Genomic DNA, 20,357 nt, shown 5'->3' on the forward strand with positions numbered 1-20,357 from the left:
GGACCCGCTATGTGGATTGGATTGCTCTGTATCTTAGGTTGCTATGGCGTGAGCATTATCATGCTGCATCTCTTATTTGGTTCCCGAAAAGGGAATGCAAAGAAACCGGCTTCTATTTTGCTCGTTACCAAAAATAATCAAAATCAGATTGAGTGGATCATCCGCTCGTTGTTTTTCTTTTCACGTGTAAAAGGCAGCCACGTCACGGCAACGGTTATTGACGAGGGGTCGTCCGACGATACGAGAGCCATCATCGAGCGTTTATCTCAAACATATTCGCTTGAGCTGCGCGTGCAGTCTGATTATGATGCGGTTGACCGTTTTCTAAGTCAACATGACGAAGATCCCGTCGTGATTGTTCATCTTAGTAACAGGGAGGATTTTGTGAAAGTTCCTGTCATCTAAGGGTAAATGCTTTGGAAAGCAAATCATGTTAGGAAGAGAGTACGGTGAGGAATGAAGATTCAGATCTATGCCGTTCGGAAGAAACAAGTTTGGGAATGGCGATTAACGGTACACGCCCAAATCGATCGTCAATATTGGTTCGAACATTACGCAGCCGACGCCGGCCTCGTACTGTTCGAACCTTTTATTTCTTTAGGGCAAGGAACACGATTGCTCGAAGAGCTTAGGAAGAAGCCAGTTAACGCGGGTGCCAATGTGAATGAGAGTCATTTGCTTGTGCAACTCCAGCGTGCGGCAGCTAGTTACGGCCTAGCGAACATCACTGACCCACGGACGACCACGTTTACCTATGAGGATTGGTGTCGCACTAAGGTGCCTGGTTTGAAGCTGCACACAGGCGTCTATATCAAGCTTGTGGAAGCTTGTCGCGGACGAGCTTTACTGGTAGAGGAGCTTCAGCAGTTAATTGAAGCAGTCGGAGATGATCTTGTGGGCGTGGACGTATTGTGGCCAGCGTATCTTCAGCTTGCTCACCTCAACGGCGATGTGTCATTGACGAATGGCTTACGCATTCGTGAGCATCGGGAGTGGCGCCGAGGGTTCAGGAGGGTGGAACGCTACACGTGCAAGCGCTGTGGCAGCGGGGGAGAACGAATGTTCTGGACAGATTGCTTGTCCTGCGGACAAGCCTGTCCTTACTGCGAGGAGTGTCTCACGCTGGGACGTGTCCGTTCATGCTCTTTGCTTGTGGTAGGAGGCACGGGCGAAGTGGCATCCGATGGCGTTGAAGATTTGAGCGGTTATATCGAACCGTGGGGACTGAGTGATGCTCAGACCCAAGCTTCGCTTGAGGGGCTGACCTATATCCAGAGCAGTCCGCCCAGTCCGCGAAAGTTCTTGATCTGGGCGGTTACTGGCGCCGGGAAGACCGAAATGATCTTCCCGTTCATTCACTACACCGCCGCCCGTGGCGGGCGGGTGCTTATTGCCACACCACGCAAGGACGTGGTGTTGGAGCTGCAGCCGCGCATCCAGCGGGCGTTCGCAGGTTACAGCGTGGTCACGCTGTATGGGGGAAGCGAGCAGCGCTGGGAGCAGGGGCAGATCACGATCGCAACAACGCACCAATTGTTGCGCTTTCATCAAGCCTTCGACCTCGTCATCATCGATGAAATTGATGCTTTCCCGTATCATAACAACCCCATGCTCAGCTATGCGGCTGAGCAAGTGTGTAAGCCAAGCGGGACGAACATCCTGCTGTCAGCTACACCGCCAACCGCGATCCGGCGTGCCGCTGAACGTGGGCGTCTGCCCCATGTGCGCGTCCCCGTGCGGTATCACAAACATCCACTTCCTGTTCCCCAATTGATTTCTACCCCTACAGTCCGAAAGTTCATCACAACACAAACCATTCCCTTATCCATTAAATCTCGCTTATTCGTTTCCATAGAACGTGGAGCCCAGGTCTTTCTGTTTGTCCCAAATATCCAGCTCGTTGAGCCGATGGTCTCATTATTGAGAAACAAACTACATGAAAATCAGATGACTGCAATCCGTGTAGAAGGTACTTCCTCTAAGGACTCATCGCGTACAGAGAAGGTGCAGCTTTTTCGCAATCGTGACATCCGAATACTTGTCACGACAACTATCCTAGAACGAGGGGTGACGGTGCCCCAGTCTGATGTTTTCATTTTAGATGCGGACTCCAAGTTGTTTGATGAAGCAGCACTTGTCCAAATGGCAGGACGTGCAGGCAGATCCAAGGATGATCCGTTTGGAAAAGTATATTTGGCCGCAGCAGAAATTACGAAATCACAAAAAGAAGCAGTTCGACAGATTCGAACGATGAATCGCATTGCGCGTAAACAAGGTTTTTTACAAGGAGGAGTTTCGTGAGCTCATGGTGGAAGGGCGTTAGTGATGCCGTATTCGCATTGCTAAGTCCGAAGCGAGAAGCATGTCTATTATGTAATCAGATGAGCAGCCTAGCGCGTGGTGAGCTGGGTCTATGTCATGCTTGTTATTCACGAATACCTTGGATTCGGAGGGTGCACTGTGCATTTTGCGGGCGAGGGGCGTATTGTCCAGATTGCAGGCGGAAGCCGCATACCCACTTTACTAGAAGCCGTAGTGCCGTCCATTACGAGGATACGATGAAGGAACTTTTGGCGCGTTACAAATATCGCGGAGATGAGCGGTTGAAGAGAGTCTTAGGCCATATGCTGGTACACGCATTTCAGCTTTTGCAGTTGGAGAAAGCAGCATCACAAGCGGGTTTAGAGCAAGTGAGAGCCTGCATCACCTATGTGCCTGTAAGTGAGCGTCGCATGCAAGAGCGGGGATTCAATCAAGCGGAGCAAATGGCTATAGAGTTAGGCGGGCGTGTTGGTCTCCCGGTTGTACACTTATTGAATCGCGCAAAGCACACGGATAAACAGAGCTTTAAGAAACGAAATGAACGGATCGATGATCTTGCTGACGTTTTTGAAATGGATACCAAAGGGCAACGCAATTTAGATGCTCTAGGGGCAAAAGTACTCATTTATATCGTTGACGATGTGTACACAACTGGGAGCACGATGAATCAATGCGCGATGACGTTAAAAAAGCATATGTCGATACCTGTCGAAATTTATGGACTGACGTGGGCAAGGTGATTAGGTCTAGCCTGCTATTACCCTAAAAATAAGGATAGGCAAAACCTGTCGAATTGCGGTAAACTGGAATTAAAAAGTGGAAACTGGGAATACTCTAAAGGGGGCCATACAATGGGTATGAATGTGGCGAATTGTCCACGTTGTGGGAAGATATTCGTAAAGGGCTTCGTAGAACTTTGTCCGAATTGTATGAAGGAGCAGGAACTGCATTACGAGAAATGTGTGAAGTACCTGCGTGAGAATAAGGGAGTCAACATCAATGAACTAAGCGAAGCGACGGGAGTAGGGATTAAGCAGATCTCTAAGTTCATTCGAGAAGGGCGTATTTCCATCTATAATGCACCGAATATGTCCTATCCTTGTGAGATGTGTGGGACGTTGATTCGTGAGAACACGATTTGTGAGTCTTGTCGTCAGAAGCTCGTTAAGGATGTTCGGAATAACGAGGAAGATGAGCGTCGAGATGAAGAACGTAGACAGCAGGACGGAAAAGTTACCTATAACATTCATGATCGACTCAAAAATAAGCGATAATTCGAATTAGGTCTAGAGAGATATAAAGTTTCATATAGAAGTTGCCGATAATAGTTCTAACGATTATCGGCTTTTTATTTTTAGGTCAGTGAACATAGGAGTGTATCGGTATGAAAATTAATGATAATGGGCGCATAGGCGCTGTGAATCCGTACAAGAAAACAGGCGACGCCACTTTCGCGCAAGCTGCTGCGAAGAAGGGTAAGGCAAAGGATCAAGTTGAAATCTCGGTTGAAGCGAAGGAATTATTAGGTGCTCAAGGCATTCGTACGGAAGAGCAGTCCCAACGCATCGAACAATTGAAAGCATCTGTCGCGTCAGGAACGTATCATGTGGCAGCTGGGAAAATTGCTGAGAAGTTACTGCCTTATTTAAAGTAATGAACGAAATCACGAAAACGAGGGTGACTGCTGGTGTCAATTCAAGAGCTAATTCACATCATGGAGCAACTGCTTGAGACCCATGAGTCCTTATTGGTACTTTCTGAGGAAAAGACGCAATTACTTGTGAAAAATGATGTTGAGAAACTGAACTTAATTGTAAATAAAGAAAGTAAGCTGGTAAGGAAAGTTGTCGAACTTGACCAACAGCGACTTTTGGAAATAAGCAACTACTTAATATCTCGGGGATATAATCCGAATCCTAAGATAACAGTAAGCGATCTTATTAAACTTATTTTTAAAGCAGAGGAGAAACAAGCTCTCCTGCAAGCGCATAACCGCTTAATGCCGGTCTTGCGTCAATTGCACGATGTGAATAAAACAAATCAACAGCTGATCAATCAATCCCTTTCTTTTATTGATTATACGATCGATCTGGTCCTCGGACCTTCGGATGATAGTATCGTATACCGCAATCCTGCGCAGCAAAAGAGTGACATACGTTCAGGGATTTTTGATACTAGGGCTTAGTATGAGGCACAGAGTAAGAATGGGGGAGATTCCAAATGACATCAACATTTACGGGGATCGAAATATCGAAACGAAGTCTGTTTGCACAGCAAGCCGCGCTGCAAACGACAGGACATAATATTTCGAATGCGAATACACAAGGCTATTCCAGACAAGTTGTAAACTTCGTGGCGTCGGCACCTTTAGAAGCTCCAAGCATGCAACGAAGCACCGTACCCGGTCAAATGGGGCAAGGTGTAGAGTTTGATCAAATTAAGCGTGTACGTGAGAAATTTATGGATACGCAGTTTTATGATGAGAACAAAACATTAGGTGAGTGGAACACTCGCAAAGATACGTTAGAGAAGTTAGAAGCTATCGTGAATGAACCTTCAGATACGGGTGTTAGACAAGTTATCGAAGGGTTCTGGAGTGCTTGGCAGGATGTGAGTAAGGAGCCGGATAATCTGACAGCCCGTGCTGCTCTTAAGGAGAAGGCTCTGGCGATGACGGATGCACTCAACCATACAGGGAAACAACTGGATGATCTAAAGAATGATCTTACAGATAATATTTCTGTTGAAGTTGGTTCAGTGAACACGATGCTGACGCAAGTGGCGAATCTGAATAGAGAGATTTTCCGAACAGAAGGTTTGGGCAATAACGCCAATGACCTAAGAGATCAGCGGGATCTGCTCGTAGATAATATATCCAAAATTGTGAACGTCTCAGCGACAGAAACGAGTGGTGGATATACGCTGAAGATGGGAAGCACCGAATTGGTAAACGGAATTAATGTGTCAACAGAGCTTACCCCAGATTCTCTCAGCGCTAGTTTGGGTTCGGGAGATTTGCAAAGCGGTGAGATCTACGGCATGTTTGTTTCCCGCGATCAATATGTGGCGAGCTACAAGTTCCAATTTGATTCTATGGTCAAATCACTCGTACAAGGTGCTGTACCTGTTACGCTGCCTGCAGGCTCAGTGATTCCACCAGGTACGACACTCACAGGCGCAGATGGAAATTCGTATTCGGGCACATTAGCTGCCGATACCAAAGTAATCGTGAACGGCATCAATGGGATGCACCAATTAGGGTATACACTCGAAGATCCTCCGAAAAGCGGCATTCCTTTCTTTACTCTAAAAGAAGGAGCTACGGACTTTACGGCAGACAGTATTACCGTCAATCCTGACATTGTGAAGAAAGTAGCCAATATCGCGGCTTCCTCTCGTACCTATGTGGACACAGATGGCAAGACTAAAGTAGTCAGAGGGAACAACGATATTGCTTTAGCATTAGCTGGTATGCAAAATCAGAAGTTTGACTTTGATCCTAATGCCAACGGAACACCGCTTTTAACGAACGGTACATTCGATGAATTCCTACGTGCGATTGTTGGACAACTTGGGGTTCAATCCCAGGAGGCTACTAGACAAACGACGAATCAACAAGCGCTAGTCGATCAAGTAGATTCGAGAAGACAGTCTGTTAGCGGCGTATCTTTGGATGAAGAGATGGCCAACATGATTAAATTCCAACAATCTTATAATGCTGCAGCCAGAGCGCTAACCACTTTTGATGAAATGCTAGATAAAGTGATTAACAGCATGGGCACAGTCGGTAGATAATATTTTTCGAGTGAAAGGTGGTAGAGGGAGATATGGCAACTAGAATTACTCAGACGATGATTAATACGCAGATGCTTCGCAACCTGGGTACGAATCTCAACCGGATGGATAATTATCAGAATCAGCTTGCAACAGGAAGAAGAATCAATAAGCCGTCGGATGATCCGGTTGGACTTAGCTTTGCTATGAGATATCGCAGTGAGTTATCGGCGAATGATCAGTATCAAGCGAACACGGAATCTGCGACCTCATGGTTAAGTTACACAGACTCTACATTAGATAAGACAAATGAGGTTCTTCAGAGAGTACGTGAGTTAACCGTACAAGCGGCTAATGGAACAAATCCTCAAACAGCTGAAGACTCTATCAATAGTGAAATGAAACAATTATATAGTCAGTTAGTAAGTCTCGGTAATAGCGAATTTAATGGCAAGCACGTGTTCAATGGTCAGATGACAGATGTCGCTCCCTATACAGAAGCAAATGCGAGTCAAGTGGATGTTGATGACGCATCTGTTCAATTCGAGATTGGTGCAGGTGTGAAACTGCCTGTCAATGTGACGGGGACTCAGGTGTTTGGTAGCTCGACGGAGAGTGATAATGTATTTAAAGTTATGCAAGATCTTATTGGGGCGATTAGTACAAGTGACTTTACAGGAATTAGTAATAGTTTAGGGCAATTGGATTCAAGAATGGACAAATTTCTGAGCATTCGTTCGGATGTTGGCGCCAAGATGAATCGTGTAGATTTATCGAAAAGCCGTCTCGAGGATATCAACTCTAACCTCCAGTCCCTTCAAACGAAAGTGGAAGACGCTGACGTTGCGGAAACGATGACCAACCTGAAAACGGCACAGAATGTGTACGAGGCTTCCTTGTCTGTGGGCTCTCAGATTATTCGTCCAAGTCTTGTTGATTTCCTCAAATAAGGAGGTTTAGATCATGTCTGCCATTCCACCAATTAGACTTGATATTCAACCTGCGAAAATGGGGATCGATATTCAGCGCGGACAGTGGGATATTCGCCAGCCCCAGCCGACGATGGAGATGCATACAACGCCCACGACGATAGAGATGAGCTCCCCGCAGGGGGAAATTCATATTGATCAAAGCAGGGCATGGGATGCATTAGGAATCGGAAGTAATATAACCTTCATGAATCGTATCTATAGCCAATCTAAGGATATTGCTTTACAGGGTATCGCGAGTATTGTAGCGAAAGGTAATCGGCTTGCAGCCATTGAAAAAGGAGGCAATCCGATCGCCGATATGGCGGCGGAGCGAGCATTCGAGCCTAGCAGTATGAACTATCTCGGCGAAGCTTCGTATGATAACGTTGATTTGGATTATACGCCTCATAAGGTTGAAATCGAGGTTAACCCAGGTCATGTTAGCATAGAAGTGACCCCGCATTTCCCGGAAATTTCGTATACGCCTGGTAAGGTGTCTTTCTATGTACAGCAGTATCCTAAAGCGGAGATGATTCCGCCAGAAATTGATACCAAAGTTTAAATGTTAAGCAAATTGCGGTATAGTCAGAACTGTAGATTGAATAATCTATAGTTTTTTTGTGTATGTAAAACGAAGACGGGATGGGAGTTGCCAGAATATGTTGCTAACGACATTACAATTCGGTGAATTAACAGTTGAAGAGCAGGAAATTTTCACATTCCATCAGGGCATTCCAGGGTTCGAGGACAATCTGAGGTATATGTTTATACAACCTGATGCTGAGTCAGCATTTTTCTTTTTACAAAGCGTAGATGATGGCGATATTGCACTTGTCGTGACCAATCCATTTATGTTCTTTCCGGATTATGACTTTGAAATTCCAGAAGGCGTCATTACAGAAATGGAGATTGAAAGTACGGACGATGTGGCTGTCTGGTCGGTTGTTACTGTGAATAAAAATATTCAAGATACCAGCGTTAATTTATTAGCTCCTATTATCGTAAACGTAAACACGAGAGTAGGAAAGCAAGTCATCCTTCATAATTCTTCGTACCATGCGAAACATAAAATAGCGCCTTCGGATACCTCCGAAGCTAAATAAGGGGTGACAGGCATGCTCGTTCTTACGCGTAAAAAAGGTGAAGTCATCATGATTGGCGATCATATTGAACTTGTGGTACTAGGGATAGAAGGAGATACAATCCGTCTTGGGATTTCTGCGCCTAAGCAAGTAGAAGTGTATCGTAAAGAGGTCTATCTATCGATTCAACAAGCGAATAAGGAAGCCTTAGGTAGTGCATCGAACTTTAAAGATCTCAATGAATTATTCAAAAAATGAGAAAAATAGAGAAAACAAGCCATATAGCAGAGAAATAGCTCGTTTTTATGATGTTATAAGTGAAATATGTCGAAATTTCGGTAAATTAGGACTTCATAAAAAAGAGTAGCCTGACGATATATAAGTATAGGCGATTCCAAGGGCGGCCGACCTGGAAGAAGCGCTAATCCACATGGAAGTGGATAACACACAATTCAAGGAGGAATTTTAAATGAGAATTAATCACAACGTAACAGCTTTGAACACTTACCGTCAATTGTCCACAAACACGGACAACCAATCTAAATCCATTGAGAAATTGTCTTCCGGTCTTCGCATCAACCGTGCAGGTGACGATGCAGCTGGTCTAGCAATCTCCGAAAAAATGCGCGGCCAAATCCGCGGTTTAGATCAAGCTTCCCGTAACGCTCAAGATGGTATCTCCATGATCCAAACAGCTGAGGGTGCTTTGAATGAAACTCATGACATTCTGCAACGCATGCGTGAACTTTCTGTACAATCTGGCAACGCAACGAACACTGATGATGATCGTAAAGCAATGCAAGGTGAAGTAAGCCAACTTAAAGATGAAATTGATCGTATCGGTAATACGACTCAATTCAATACAAAGAACCTGCTTGATGGTTCCCAAAAATCTTCAGGTGCAGCTGTTGGTCTAAATAGCACAACTGGTTCTATTGTAGCTAAACTGACTGCAGGTGCTATGACTTCTGGTACAGCAATTAATACTGATATGTCTGCTACAACAATGGGTATTGATACACTTACAGTTGATGGTCAAAAAATTGATGTTAACTGGGATACATTGTTGAGTAAATCAGATCAAGCTCTGATGCAATCTGATTTAAGTGGTGCAACAGCTGATACAATCAAACATATTAGTGACACAATTGTAAATGCTGTTAATACAGCTATTGATCAGTCCGGTAAGAGCATTGCTCATGTCACTGGATATGCGGATTCATCTAACAAAATGGTTTTAACTAGCGGTACGACAGGAACTAAATCTGAGGTAACTCTTACAACTGCAGCTGCCGCGACTTCTGTCGGAGCAACATTCCTATCTGACACTGCGGGTGCTGTTTCAGCAGCAGCTAATGTAGGTACTAGCAAATACAATGGTACAGCTATTGCTGCTACAAAATTCGATGTATCCTTAGGCGGTCAACTGATTGGTCAATCCGGTGCATTGACAGTTGCAAACGGTGCTACGATGGCTACTGCTGCTACAGCCTTACAAACATCAATTAATGCAGCTATTACTTCTTACAATACCAGTACTGGTAAAACGGCAGGTCAAGATGGTTTTGTTCAGGCAGTAACAGTATCTGCATCAGATGATGGTCGCTTTAGTATCAGCAGCCCATCGGGTGATATCGCGTTGGCAGATCAAACTGGTAAAACGGCTGTTTCTGATTTGGGATTGAGCAATGCTCAAACTTCTGCAGCTGGAAACGGCGGTATTACGTTCCAAATCGGTGCTAATAAAAATCAAACATTGACTTTCGGTATCAATGACATGCGTTCTGCTGCACTAGGAATTTCCGGTTTAGACATTTCTACTGCTGCTGGTGCACAAAATGCAATTACAGCAATAGACAATGCAACTAAGAGCGTGTCCTCCGAGCGCGCTAAGCTGGGTGCTCTGCAAAACCGTTTGGAACACACGATCAACAACTTGAACACTTCGAATGAAAACTTGACAGCTGCCGAATCACGTATCCGTGACGTGGACATGGCGAAAGAAATGATGAACCAATCCAAGTCCGGCATCTTGGCTCAAGCTGCTCAAGCTATGTTAGCACAAGCAAATCAACAACCACAAGGCGTACTTCAATTGCTACGTGGCTAATCTTTTTCAGAAAGGAGACTCTAGTTTATCTAGGGTCTCTTTTTTATTGTTGGATGTGCTAAATTAAAAGGAAGATTTACGAAGAAAGGAGGAGACATCATGGATATCGCAGCAATGTCAATGGTAATGAGCCAATCTAGCCTAGCGCAAAATGCAAGTTTGTCTGTATTGAAGTTGGCTATGGATTCGGCTCAAACAAATGCAACTAACATGACGGAAATGCTTAGCCAGAGTGCTCTGCAGCAGTTTGTACAGCCGCATCTTGGCGGTAGCATCGATCTGAAGGTTTAATAAAGATTTTAAAATAAAGGTGGCTCCTGAATGTAGGAGTCACTTTTTTATTTTGACACTACGGGAGTTATCTTTATAGATTCCCTATTAAGAATAGGGTTACTGCATCCGATATATAGAGTAGAGATTTCTTTTTCGGGGAAGTTTGTTATTTTTATGAGGAAAGTGGAGGAATGAGCTATGAGTACAACATCGGTAAATCGGATAAGTGGCATGGTATCGGGGTTAGATACCGACTCGCTAGTGAAGAAGTTGATGGCGGCTGAAAGTGTCAATTTAATTAAGTCAAAGCAAAAGTTACAAACCTTAACCTGGCAAAGCGATGGCTATCGCCAATGGAATACAGATATGTTTTCGTTCCGGACGAACACATTATTTAATATGAAACTATCGAAATCCTATGATACCTTTGCAACCACTACTTCGGATTCTAATTCTTTAAGCGGAATAGCTTCGTCAGATGTTATAGAAGGAACCTATAGTTATAAGGTCACAAATCTTGCACAGTCTGCTACGATGAAGTCTAATGTTGACATTGATACGACCAAAGCTTTAACGGACACGGCTACATCCATTACTATCAAAGCTACTAATTCGACGGGTACCCAAGTTTCGGCCGATATTGCTGTGGCCAAGACAGATACCATCACAGACGTATTAGCTAAAATAAACTCGGCAAAAGATAGTTCGGGCAATAGCCTTGGGGTAAAAGCGGTCTACGATTCTTCTCTTAAGCAATTTATCGTGAAAACGAAAGACACAGGTTCCTTGACGAAGTTAACAATTAATGCAACGCCAGATAAAGTTCCGCCTACACCTGAATCCACTGCATCTTTTGTAGCAGGCCAAGCCCTTTTGGATAGTACACTTGGTTTTAATAACTCGGCAGACGGAGATTATTCAAATGGATTTAGTAAGGTTTCTGCGGCTTATGTAACAGTGCAAAGAACAAGTGCAACTCGTGTGCCAGACACTAACGTTACAACGAATCCTAATTATGTTAAAGGGTCCAGTGGTTTAGTTAAAATGAACACTCCAAGTGATGCCACAGACGGAGCAAGTATTACGGTTGACGGCACAGCCTTTAATATTGCAGCAGCACTACAGAAAGATTGGACCGGTAAGTCGCTAACCGATGTTGTAAACAGTCTTAAAAGTGTTACGAGTGGTACTACAAAACTTTCCGACTTGGTCGATATTTCTACAAATGGTACTGACATTAGTTTCAAGTCTAAATCAACTGGACCTTCCAGCTCAATCGCGATCAGTGCTGGTACAGGAACATTGAAGGATGCTGTAGCAAACCTTTTCTCAGTTGATATAGCTTCACACGCGGCAACAGATTTAGGGAATTTCGTAGGTACTGGTGTTACAGATCCAAATAATCCCAATGTGGCGCAGGATGCCAAAATAAATTTTAACGGTACAAATCTTACATCAACCTCGAACAGTTTAAAAATTCTGGGCGTAAACTACACCCTCAAGAATGTTAATGCCACAGCTCAAACTGTTACCATAACAAAGGACATTGACGCTGAAGTTAAAAATATCACCGATTTTGTAAGCAAGTATAATGACATGCTGTCTAAAATCAATACGGCTGTTAACGAGACCGTCTATAAAGATTATCAACCATTAACAGATGACCAAAGAACAGCCATGTCTGAAACGCAAATTACAGCATGGGAAACGAAAGCAAAGAGTGGTTTATTCAATAATGACAGTATTCTTAAGCAATTAGCTACCAAAATTAGAAATGACATGACATCTAAGGTTGACAATGGAAGTACTTATAATTCACTAGCATCCATTGGTATAAATTCAACGAGTTATGCGGATAAAGGTAAATTGTACGTTGATGAAACAAAGCTCCGTGCAGCAATTCAGGCTGATCCAGACGCTGTGAAATCCTTGTTCTCACAAACTTCGACCGATACGACATCGAATGCCAAACAAGGGGTCGTTTCTAGGCTGTATGACGATTTTCAATCTGCGATGACCAAGTTAGTGAGTAAAGCAGGGTCTTCCTCTAATGCCCCTACTGATCAGAGTTTTGTAGGAAAGCTTCTTACTCAAACCAACACGTTTATATCCACAGAAACAGATCGCTTAAATGCCAAAGAGAAGAACTATTATGCCAAGTTTACTGCTATGGAAACTGCAATGAATAAATATAATTCACAAAGTGCCTATCTCACACAAAACTCTTCTAGTCAATAATTCGAGTTCACTCTGATTCTAGTATATAATATGGAGGTCATTAACTTGAGTATGAACCAACCCGTCGGGAATATTCCCAAGCCTACTAATATCGAGGCTCCTGTAACGCCCAAAGTCTCAGGTTCGGCAAGTTCGGAAAGCATTCAGAGTGTCAAGGATTTGAAGCAAGCACAAGCGCAGGGTCAGAATATCCCGATCAGTGAACAGCAGCTAGTCAAAGCAATTGAACGTGCAATTAAAGCTGTGGAAGGAACCTCTACTACGCTAGATTTTTCCATACACCAAGCAACAAAGCACATTATTGTTAAAGTATTAGATAAAGACACTGGTAATGTTATCCGCGAAATTCCGAATGAAAAGTCACTTGATTTCTTGGCCAAGGTATGGGAAACTGCTGGGGCTATGGTAGACGAACGCGCGTAAGTCGATTTAGATGGAGTAAAGGCTATTATTAGGGGGTAATTTAAATGATTTCGGCGCAGCAGAATAAATATGTGCAAAATTCAATCCAAACAGCGAGCCCAGCTCAGCTGCTCATCATGCTATCGGATGGTGCGATTCGTTTTTGTAAACAAGCCATCGAGGCAATCCACCAGAAGAATTATCAGGATGCGAATCATTTTCTTGTTAAGGTGCAAGATATTATCCAAGAGTTTGTTATCACATTGGATAAGAAAGCAGCTGTAGCAGACCAACTTCTACCTTTATATGACTATTTCTTATTTCGCCTCGTGGAAGCCAACACGAAGAAGCAAGCGGAACCGGCAGAGGAAGTACTGGGCTATTTGCAAGAGTTGAAGGAAACGTGGCTACAGGCTGCCAAGCTGTCCGTTGGCGCTACTCATGGATAACTTGTTAGATGAATTGCACCAAATGACGCTAGACGTGATCGAACGATTGGATTCCTTGGGCTACGACCAGATGGAAGACTTTGTTGAACGCAGAGGCAAGATAACTAGTCAATTACAGTCACTGGACCTGAGATATACAGATCAGCAAAAGATACAGATCAAAGAAATTCTTCAGCATGACGATAGGATTGTAGCGCGCATGCAGATGCTGAAGGATGAAGCGTCGGTCGGTATGGAGAAGATGGATCGTGCACGTATCCAAAAATCGGCCTATGACCCCACGTATGCGGCTGACAGCTACTTTTTTGATAAGAAGAAATAGTTCTATCCACAGAAACCTTTTGCCGCGGCAGAAGGTTTTTTCATTTATCCCAGGTTATCTGCAGGCGAGAACAGGATTCCGTGGATAAACAATCTGTTATGGAACCCAGATGTGAATAAACAGCAAGGCACTCTTCGAGTTATCCCGAAAACCCCACAACAGACCTGTGGACAATGTGCATAAACCTGTGGACAACTTTGTTAATAAAATGTAAAAAAGCCCGTCATGACAGGATTCTACAAATTCCGCACTTATCCACGGCTTGTATATACGTGAATTTTCTAAATATTCATTTTACTTAAAGTTTGAATTTGACAGGCCAAGCGGAGAGGTGTTATAGTCAAAAAGTAAGGGCTTACATTTTGTTTTGGACTCATATTTATATTTTTTAAAACGAAAGGAATGTGTACGTTATGCAAGGTAAAGTTAAATGGTTCAACGCAGAAAAAGGCTATGGTTTCATTGAGCGTGAAGATGGCGGGGATGTTTTCGTACATTTCTCAGCAATCCAATCCGAAGGATTCAAAACGCTGGACGAAGGTCAAGCCGTTGAATTCGACATCGTGGAAGGCGCTCGCGGACCACAAGCTGCTAACGTAAGCAGACTATAATTATTTGGCACGGGGAACTGTGCCGATCGCATACACAATGAATGAGACACACCTCGGGAATCGTTCCTGGGGTGTTTTTTTGTAACGAAAAAGAAGCTCGGAATTTAAAGGAATTATGAAGATGGAGTGGAATGTAGTATAATGTAAGAAGGAAGGGAGATGTTTAACTATGGATATTAGCATTCGCGGAGAACACCTTGAAGTTACTGAAGCCCTCAGAGACTACGTCGACAAGAAGTTGAATAGACTAGAGAGGTATTTTGAAGCTCCCCTTACATCTGATGTACAAGTAAAGCTAAGTGTGGTTAAAGGTCTTCAAGCCATTGAGGTCAGCATCCCTTTAACAGGCGTGCTGCTGAGAGCAGAGGAACGCAACACAGACATGTACGCATCCATCGATTTGGTTGTGGACAAATTAGAGCGTCAAATTCGTAAGCACAAAACAAGAACGAACCGTAAGATTCGCCAAGAAGGCGGCAAGCGTGATCTATTCAAAGTAGAAGCCGCGGCAGCCAGCTACATGGAAGAAGAAGAGGATTTCGAGCTCGTTCGAAACAAACGCTTTAATTTGAAGCCGATGGACGTGGAGGAAGCCATTCTCCAAATGAATATGGTAGGTCATAACTTCTTCGTATTCTCCAATATGGACACAGACACGGTCAACGTCGTGTACAAACGGGATGACGGCAAGTATGGTTTGATCGAACCGGCCATGTAAGGTGCCCTTATACCCCATAAGCCTAGCAAATTCATTAACATTCCTATACAAAAAATGATCAAGAGCTTAATTCGATTTCATCGAATTAAGCTTTTTCCTATAGCAGACAAAGTTAAGGATCTCGTATGCATGTTAGAGGCGTATCCTTTTCATACTAAGAAATACAGGAATACATGGTTGCTAAGTCCTATTTCCATTGGTTTTAAGAGGAAGAGATCGCTCGTTTGTTGCGACAAGACTGTCATAAGTGGTACAATTTAAGGATACGAAAGCAATGGAAAGGGGTTCACCGATGCTAGGACTAGTGAAGAAAATTTTTGGTGATTCCAATGAACGGGAGATTAAACGGATGCTCAAGGCCGTTGACTACATCAACGAGCTAGAAGCAAGCATTAAGCCGCTGTCCGATGAAGAGTTAAGAGGGAAAACAATCGAGTTCAGAGAACGTCTTGAGAAAGGCGAAGAAATCGATGATTTATTGCCTGAGGCTTTTGCAGTTGTCAGAGAAGCGGGGATCCGTGTATTAGGCAAACGTCATTACGACGTTCAACTCATTGGGGGTATGGTGCTGCACGAAGGCCGTATCGCGGAAATGAGAACAGGGGAAGGGAAAACACTCGTTGGAACACTCCCTGTTTATTTGAATGCCTTGCTAGGTAGAGGCGTGCACGTCGTAACGGTCAATGACTATTTGGCTCAACGGGATAGTGCTGAAATGGGTCAAATTTATCAGTTCCTCGGCTTGACGGTTGGTGTTAACTTGCATGATTTATCGCATGAAGAGAAACAAGCGGCTTACGCTTGCGATATTACGTATGGCACGAACAATGAGTACGGGTTTGACTACCTGCGTGACAACATGGTGTTGTACAAAGAGCAGATGGTTCAACGTCCGCTTTACTATGCAGTTATCGATGAGGTTGACTCCATTCTAGTCGATGAAGCAAGAACTCCATTGATTATTTCAGGACAAGCTGCGAAATCGACAGATCTTTACTTCTCAGCAGACCGCTTTGTGGCGAAGCTGACGGAAGAAGAAGACTACACGATTGATATTAAAGTACGATCCGTGGCGCTGACAGAAGAAGGCGTTGCGAAGGCTGAGCGAGCTTTTGGTATTGAGAACTTATTTGATCATCAAAATGTAACGATCAACCATCACATCACACAAGCGCTCAAAGCGCGTTGCATTATGAAACGTGATGTGGATTACGTAGTTCAAGATGAAGAAGTTATGATCGTTGATGAATTTACAGGCCGTATTATGACAGGTCGTCGCTATAGTGATGGGTTGCACCAAGCTATTGAGGCCAAAGAGCAATTAGAAGTTCAGAATGAGAGCATGACACTTGCTACGATTACGTTCCAGAACTACTTCCGGATGTACCGCAAGCTGGCGGGTATGACAGGAACGGCGAAGACGGAAGAGGAAGAGCTTAAGAAAATTTACGGCCTTGAAGTTATTATCGTACCTACGAACCGTCCAATGATCCGTAAGGATTTGCCGGATGTTGTGTACAAGTCGGAGAACGGTAAGTTCAGAGCGGTCGTTGAGCAAATCGTAGAGCGTCATAAGCTGAATCAGCCTGTTCTGGTCGGTACCGTATCGATTGAGAACTCAGAGCGGCTTTCAGAGTTGTTGAAGAAGAAAGGCGTTCAACATAAAGTATTGAATGCCAAGTATCATGCGGAAGAAGCGGAAATCGTTTCTCGTGCAGGTCAGCCTGGATCGGTGACGATTGCAACGAATATGGCAGGTCGTGGTACGGACATCGTACTCGGCGAAGGCGTACATGATGCGGGCGGTTTGCATATCATAGGTACAGAACGTCACGAAAGCAGACGGATTGATAATCAGCTGCGCGGGCGTGCAGGACGTCAAGGTGACCCTGGTTCCTCCCAGTTCTACCTCTCTTTAGAGGACGAATTGATGAAACGTTTTGGCGCTGAAAATATTATGGCGATGATGGACCGTCTTGGTATGGAAGAGGATCAGCCGATTGAAAGTAAGTTGATTTCTCGTGCTGTGGAATCCGCACAAAAACGCGTTGAGGGTAACAACTTTGACGTGCGTAAAGTCGTCCTGCAATATGATGATGTTATGAATCAACAACGTGAAATTATATATAAACAGCGCCGCGAGCTGCTGGAGTCTGAGAATATCCGTGAAGTGATTGAGGGTATGATCAGTGCCGTAATCGAGCGCATTGTGAAAGCACACTGTCCAGAAGAACAAATTCCGGAAGAGTGGGAACTGCATGAAGTGGCTAACTTCGTGAACAACAATTTGTTGCATGAGGAAGCTCAAATCACGGATCAAGATCTGTGGGGCAAAGAGCAAGATGAGATCATCGAGCAGATCAAAGAGCTGGTGAGCAAACGTTACGACGAGCGTGAATCCGAGATTAGCACAGAATTCATGCGTGAATTTGAAAAAGTCGTAGCTCTTCGTGCGGTTGATAGCAAATGGATGGATCACATCGATGCGATGGACCAACTGCGCCAAGGTATTCACCTTCGTGCATACGGCGGTACAGATCCGCTTCGTGAGTACCAATTCGAAGGCTTCGAGATGTTCCAAGAGATGATCGATAACATTCGTGAAGAAGTAGCGATGTACATCATGAAAGCACATGTACAGAGCAACCTGGAGCGCCAAGCGGTGGCGGAAGGTCAGGCTGTCGACACGAAGAATGAAGCAGGCGGTAAAAAGCCGGTCGTACGCGGCGATGAGCAGCGTATCGGACGTAACGACCCATGCCCATGCGGCAGCGGGAAGAAATTCAAGCAGTGCCACGGACAAGGGATGTAAGATCGCTTAACAGCTCAGGGTCTAGGTACAAGCAGAATAAAGAGGTGTAAGACATGCTAGAACCAGAAGTAAAGCAAGACTTAAGAGAAACAGCAAAGCGACTAACCGAATTACGGGGGTCTCTTTGACTTAGATCATAAGCTAGAAGCGATTGGCGACTTCGAGGAAAAAATGGGAGCGCCGGACTTCTGGGACGATAACGAACGCGCCCAGAAGACGATCGCGGACCTCAACGTCATTAAGAGCGTCGTTGAGGAGTTCCAAGGCTTCTCGAACGCATTCGATGACCTTCAGGTCATGGTTGAGCTCGAGGAAGAGGAGAACGATGCGGAACTCGTGAAAGACATCGAGACCGGCATTGCGGCTCTAGTGAAGAAGCTCGAGTCCTTCGAGCTGGGTCTATTGCTTAATCAGCCGTATGACCGGCTGAATGCGATCCTTGAGCTGCACCCAGGTGCTGGCGGCACTGAGTCGCAGGACTGGGCCGAGATGCTGCTGCGCATGTACCGCCGCTGGGCGGAGAAGCGGGGCTACAAAGTCGAGGTGCTCGACTATTTGCCGGGCGACGAAGCCGGCGTGAAGAGTGTCACGCTGCAGATCACAGGCTTCAATGCCTATGGCTATTTGAAGGCCGAGAAGGGCGTGCATCGACTCGTTCGGATCTCGCCGTTCGACGCCTCTGGCCGTCGTCACACGTCTTTTGCATCATGTGACGTCATGCCAGAGATCGAAGACGACACTGACGTAGGTGAGATCCGCTCCGAGGATCTCAAGATCGATACGTACCGCGCGAGCGGCGCCGGCGGTCAGCACATCAACACCACGGACTCGGCTGTGCGGATTACGCACATTCCGACTGGTGTCGTGGTGAGCTGTCAGCAAGAGCGCTCGCAGATCAAGAACCGCGAGAAAGCGATGAAGATGCTTCGCTCCAAGCTCTATGAGCGGAAGATCGAAGAGCAATTGAAGCACCTGGCCGAGATTCGCGGCGAGCAGTCTGATATTGCGTGGGGCAGCCAGATTCGCTCCTACGTTTTCCATCCTTACAGCATGGTGAAGGATCATAGAACTTCGGCGGAGACGGGGAACGTTGGAGCCGTCATGGACGGCGACCTCGACACCTTCATTGATGCGTATCTGCGTCACCAAATTCGTAAGCCTGAGTAACGTTAGCTTATACTACCAACGAAATCATGCATGCCGGGCAAGCTGATTTGCAGGCCCCATGCATGTATCACGTCATAAACGTTGATCCTACACCTAATGGGTGTAGGATTTTTCATGTAAACGAACGAAGGAGGACCACTCGTGTCCAGAAAAGAACCACGCATACGGATCGGAAGCCCGACACATACCGTATTCGAATACATATTGCTGCTGGTCGGATCGCTGATCATGGCAGCAAGTTTTAATAGTTTTTTGAACCCGAACCAAATTGCGACGGGCGGTGTTTCAGGGATATCCACGATCGTGCAGCAAGTGGCGAAAATAACGCCAGCGTACACGCAGTGGGCGCTGAACATTCCGATTTTACTATTAGCGTTGTGGCTGCTCGGAGGGAAATTTGGCATTAAGGCCATTGTGGGGTCGATTATTTTCCCATTCTGTGTATTGGTCACCAGCCACTTGGGCGTACCTACCCATAATCCACTGCTAGCTGCTGTATATGGGGGAATGGGCGTTGGCCTCGGTCTAGGTGTCGTCTTCAAAGGGCGGGGATCCACAGGTGGATTAGGGCTTGCTGCTCAGTTGCTGCACAAGTATTCGGGCTTGAGTCTTGGCTTCTCTGTAGCCGTGTTCGACGGGTTGGTGATTATCTCATCCGCACTGGTGTTCACACCAGAGAATGCCCTATACGGGATGATCGGCTTATTTGTCACGACGAAGACCATCGATATCGTACAGCTCGGCTTCAATTATGCGAAGGTGGCCTTTATTATTTCAGATCATACGGATGCCATTCGTAAGGCGATTTTATACGATTTGGATCGCGGCTTAACGGAACTTAGCGGATCTGGCGGGTTTACGGGGGAATCTCGTACCGTCATGATGGTGGTCGTGAAGCAGAATGAAGTTAGTCGGTTGAAAACACTGGTGCAATCGGTGGATCCGCAGGCTTTTGTTATTTTGAGCGAAACGAATGAGGTGTTGGGCGAAGGGTTCAAGCGTCACGCGTGATACGGGTTGGTTGGAGTTTTTAAGAGCAGGGGCAAGGAGTCAGAAGTTAGGGGCACGAGCGGCTGGGATTGGTTAGTGAGAATCCAAAATCAGAA

General features: G+C 45.2%; 22 protein-coding genes. All 22 read left to right on the forward strand.

What is annotated here, in order from left to right:
- The first annotated feature begins 9 nt into the window (after positions 1-9).
- A complete protein-coding gene (locus A8709_RS20375; RefSeq protein WP_065854555.1) occupies positions 10-405 on the forward strand; it encodes a glycosyltransferase family 2 protein in 396 nt (131 codons plus the stop codon).
- Positions 406-456: 51 nt separating this feature from the next.
- Complete coding sequence (locus A8709_RS20380; protein WP_065854557.1) at positions 457-2,301, forward strand: ATP-dependent helicase ComFA; 1,845 nt, start codon at positions 457-459, stop codon at positions 2,299-2,301.
- Entirely contained in the window at positions 2,298-3,062 is a 765-nt protein-coding gene (locus A8709_RS20385) for a ComF family protein (RefSeq protein ID WP_065854559.1), read from the forward strand. Before A8709_RS20380 ends, A8709_RS20385 begins: the two co-directional genes overlap by 4 nt.
- A 117-nt stretch (positions 3,063-3,179) precedes the next feature.
- Positions 3,180-3,596: a TIGR03826 family flagellar region protein gene (locus A8709_RS20390; protein WP_065854690.1), complete on the forward strand. Its 417-nt coding sequence runs from the start codon at positions 3,180-3,182 to the stop codon at positions 3,594-3,596.
- A 110-nt stretch (positions 3,597-3,706) separates the two neighbouring features.
- Positions 3,707-3,976, forward strand: coding sequence for a flagellar biosynthesis anti-sigma factor FlgM (gene flgM / locus A8709_RS20395; protein WP_065854561.1), 270 nt, complete (start codon positions 3,707-3,709; stop codon positions 3,974-3,976).
- A 33-nt stretch (positions 3,977-4,009) separates the two neighbouring features.
- Positions 4,010-4,507 (forward strand): flagellar protein FlgN, encoded by a 498-nt coding sequence (locus tag A8709_RS20400; protein WP_065854563.1) that lies wholly within the window; start codon positions 4,010-4,012, stop codon positions 4,505-4,507.
- A gap of 35 nt (positions 4,508-4,542) precedes the next feature.
- A complete protein-coding gene (flgK, locus tag A8709_RS20405; RefSeq protein ID WP_065854565.1) occupies positions 4,543-6,117 on the forward strand; it encodes a flagellar hook-associated protein FlgK in 1,575 nt (524 codons plus the stop codon).
- Positions 6,118-6,149: 32 nt separating this feature from the next.
- On the forward strand, positions 6,150-7,046 hold the full coding sequence (flgL, locus tag A8709_RS20410; RefSeq protein WP_065854567.1) for a flagellar hook-associated protein FlgL: 897 nt from the start codon (positions 6,150-6,152) through the stop codon (positions 7,044-7,046).
- 13 nt (positions 7,047-7,059) lie between these two features.
- Entirely contained in the window at positions 7,060-7,629 is a 570-nt protein-coding gene (locus A8709_RS20415; RefSeq protein ID WP_065854569.1) for a DUF6470 family protein, read from the forward strand.
- Between the two features lie 97 nt (positions 7,630-7,726).
- Positions 7,727-8,170, forward strand: a complete 444-nt coding sequence (gene fliW / locus A8709_RS20420) for a flagellar assembly protein FliW (protein WP_065854571.1) — start codon at positions 7,727-7,729, stop codon at positions 8,168-8,170.
- Positions 8,171-8,182: 12 nt separating this feature from the next.
- Entirely contained in the window at positions 8,183-8,407 is a 225-nt protein-coding gene (csrA, locus tag A8709_RS20425; protein ID WP_065854573.1) for a carbon storage regulator CsrA, read from the forward strand.
- 211 nt (positions 8,408-8,618) lie between these two features.
- Positions 8,619-10,259 carry a flagellin N-terminal helical domain-containing protein gene (locus tag A8709_RS20430; RefSeq protein WP_065854575.1) on the forward strand — a complete coding sequence of 547 codons (1,641 nt, stop codon included), beginning with the start codon at positions 8,619-8,621 and terminating at the stop codon, positions 10,257-10,259.
- A 99-nt stretch (positions 10,260-10,358) separates the two neighbouring features.
- Positions 10,359-10,550, forward strand: coding sequence for a YjfB family protein (locus A8709_RS20435; protein WP_065854577.1), 192 nt, complete (start codon positions 10,359-10,361; stop codon positions 10,548-10,550).
- Positions 10,551-10,730: 180 nt separating this feature from the next.
- Entirely contained in the window at positions 10,731-12,770 is a 2,040-nt protein-coding gene (gene fliD, locus A8709_RS20440; protein ID WP_065854579.1) for a flagellar filament capping protein FliD, read from the forward strand.
- Positions 12,771-12,821: 51 nt separating this feature from the next.
- Positions 12,822-13,193 (forward strand): flagellar protein FlaG, encoded by a 372-nt coding sequence (locus tag A8709_RS20445; protein WP_065854692.1) that lies wholly within the window; start codon positions 12,822-12,824, stop codon positions 13,191-13,193.
- Between the two features lie 44 nt (positions 13,194-13,237).
- A complete protein-coding gene (fliS, locus tag A8709_RS20450) occupies positions 13,238-13,621 on the forward strand; it encodes a flagellar export chaperone FliS (protein ID WP_065854581.1) in 384 nt (127 codons plus the stop codon).
- Positions 13,614-13,943, forward strand: coding sequence for a flagellar protein FliT (gene fliT / locus A8709_RS20455; RefSeq protein WP_065854583.1), 330 nt, complete (start codon positions 13,614-13,616; stop codon positions 13,941-13,943). The genes fliS and fliT overlap by 8 nt, the downstream gene beginning before the upstream one ends.
- 413 nt (positions 13,944-14,356) lie before the next feature.
- Positions 14,357-14,554, forward strand: a complete 198-nt coding sequence (locus A8709_RS20460; RefSeq protein WP_028556842.1) for a cold shock domain-containing protein — start codon at positions 14,357-14,359, stop codon at positions 14,552-14,554.
- Positions 14,555-14,723: 169 nt separating this feature from the next.
- Complete coding sequence (gene hpf, locus A8709_RS20465; protein WP_065854585.1) at positions 14,724-15,272, forward strand: ribosome hibernation-promoting factor, HPF/YfiA family; 549 nt, start codon at positions 14,724-14,726, stop codon at positions 15,270-15,272.
- A gap of 292 nt (positions 15,273-15,564) precedes the next feature.
- The gene (secA, locus tag A8709_RS20470) at positions 15,565-18,084 is read left to right on the forward strand and encodes a preprotein translocase subunit SecA (protein ID WP_065854587.1); all 2,520 of its coding nucleotides are present in this window, start codon (positions 15,565-15,567) and stop codon (positions 18,082-18,084) included.
- 53 nt (positions 18,085-18,137) lie between these two features.
- A protein-coding gene (gene prfB, locus A8709_RS20475) for a peptide chain release factor 2 (protein WP_141692602.1) occupies positions 18,138-19,251 on the forward strand; the annotation gives its coding sequence in 2 pieces (ribosomal slippage) (positions 18,138-18,209 and positions 18,211-19,251; 1,113 coding nt in all).
- A 141-nt stretch (positions 19,252-19,392) separates the two neighbouring features.
- Positions 19,393-20,262, forward strand: a complete 870-nt coding sequence (locus A8709_RS20480; protein ID WP_065854590.1) for a YitT family protein — start codon at positions 19,393-19,395, stop codon at positions 20,260-20,262.
- Positions 20,263-20,357 lie beyond the last annotated feature (95 nt).

This window comes from Paenibacillus pectinilyticus (assembly GCF_001700435.1).
Taxonomy (GTDB): domain Bacteria; phylum Bacillota; class Bacilli; order Paenibacillales; family NBRC-103111; genus Paenibacillus_E; species Paenibacillus_E pectinilyticus.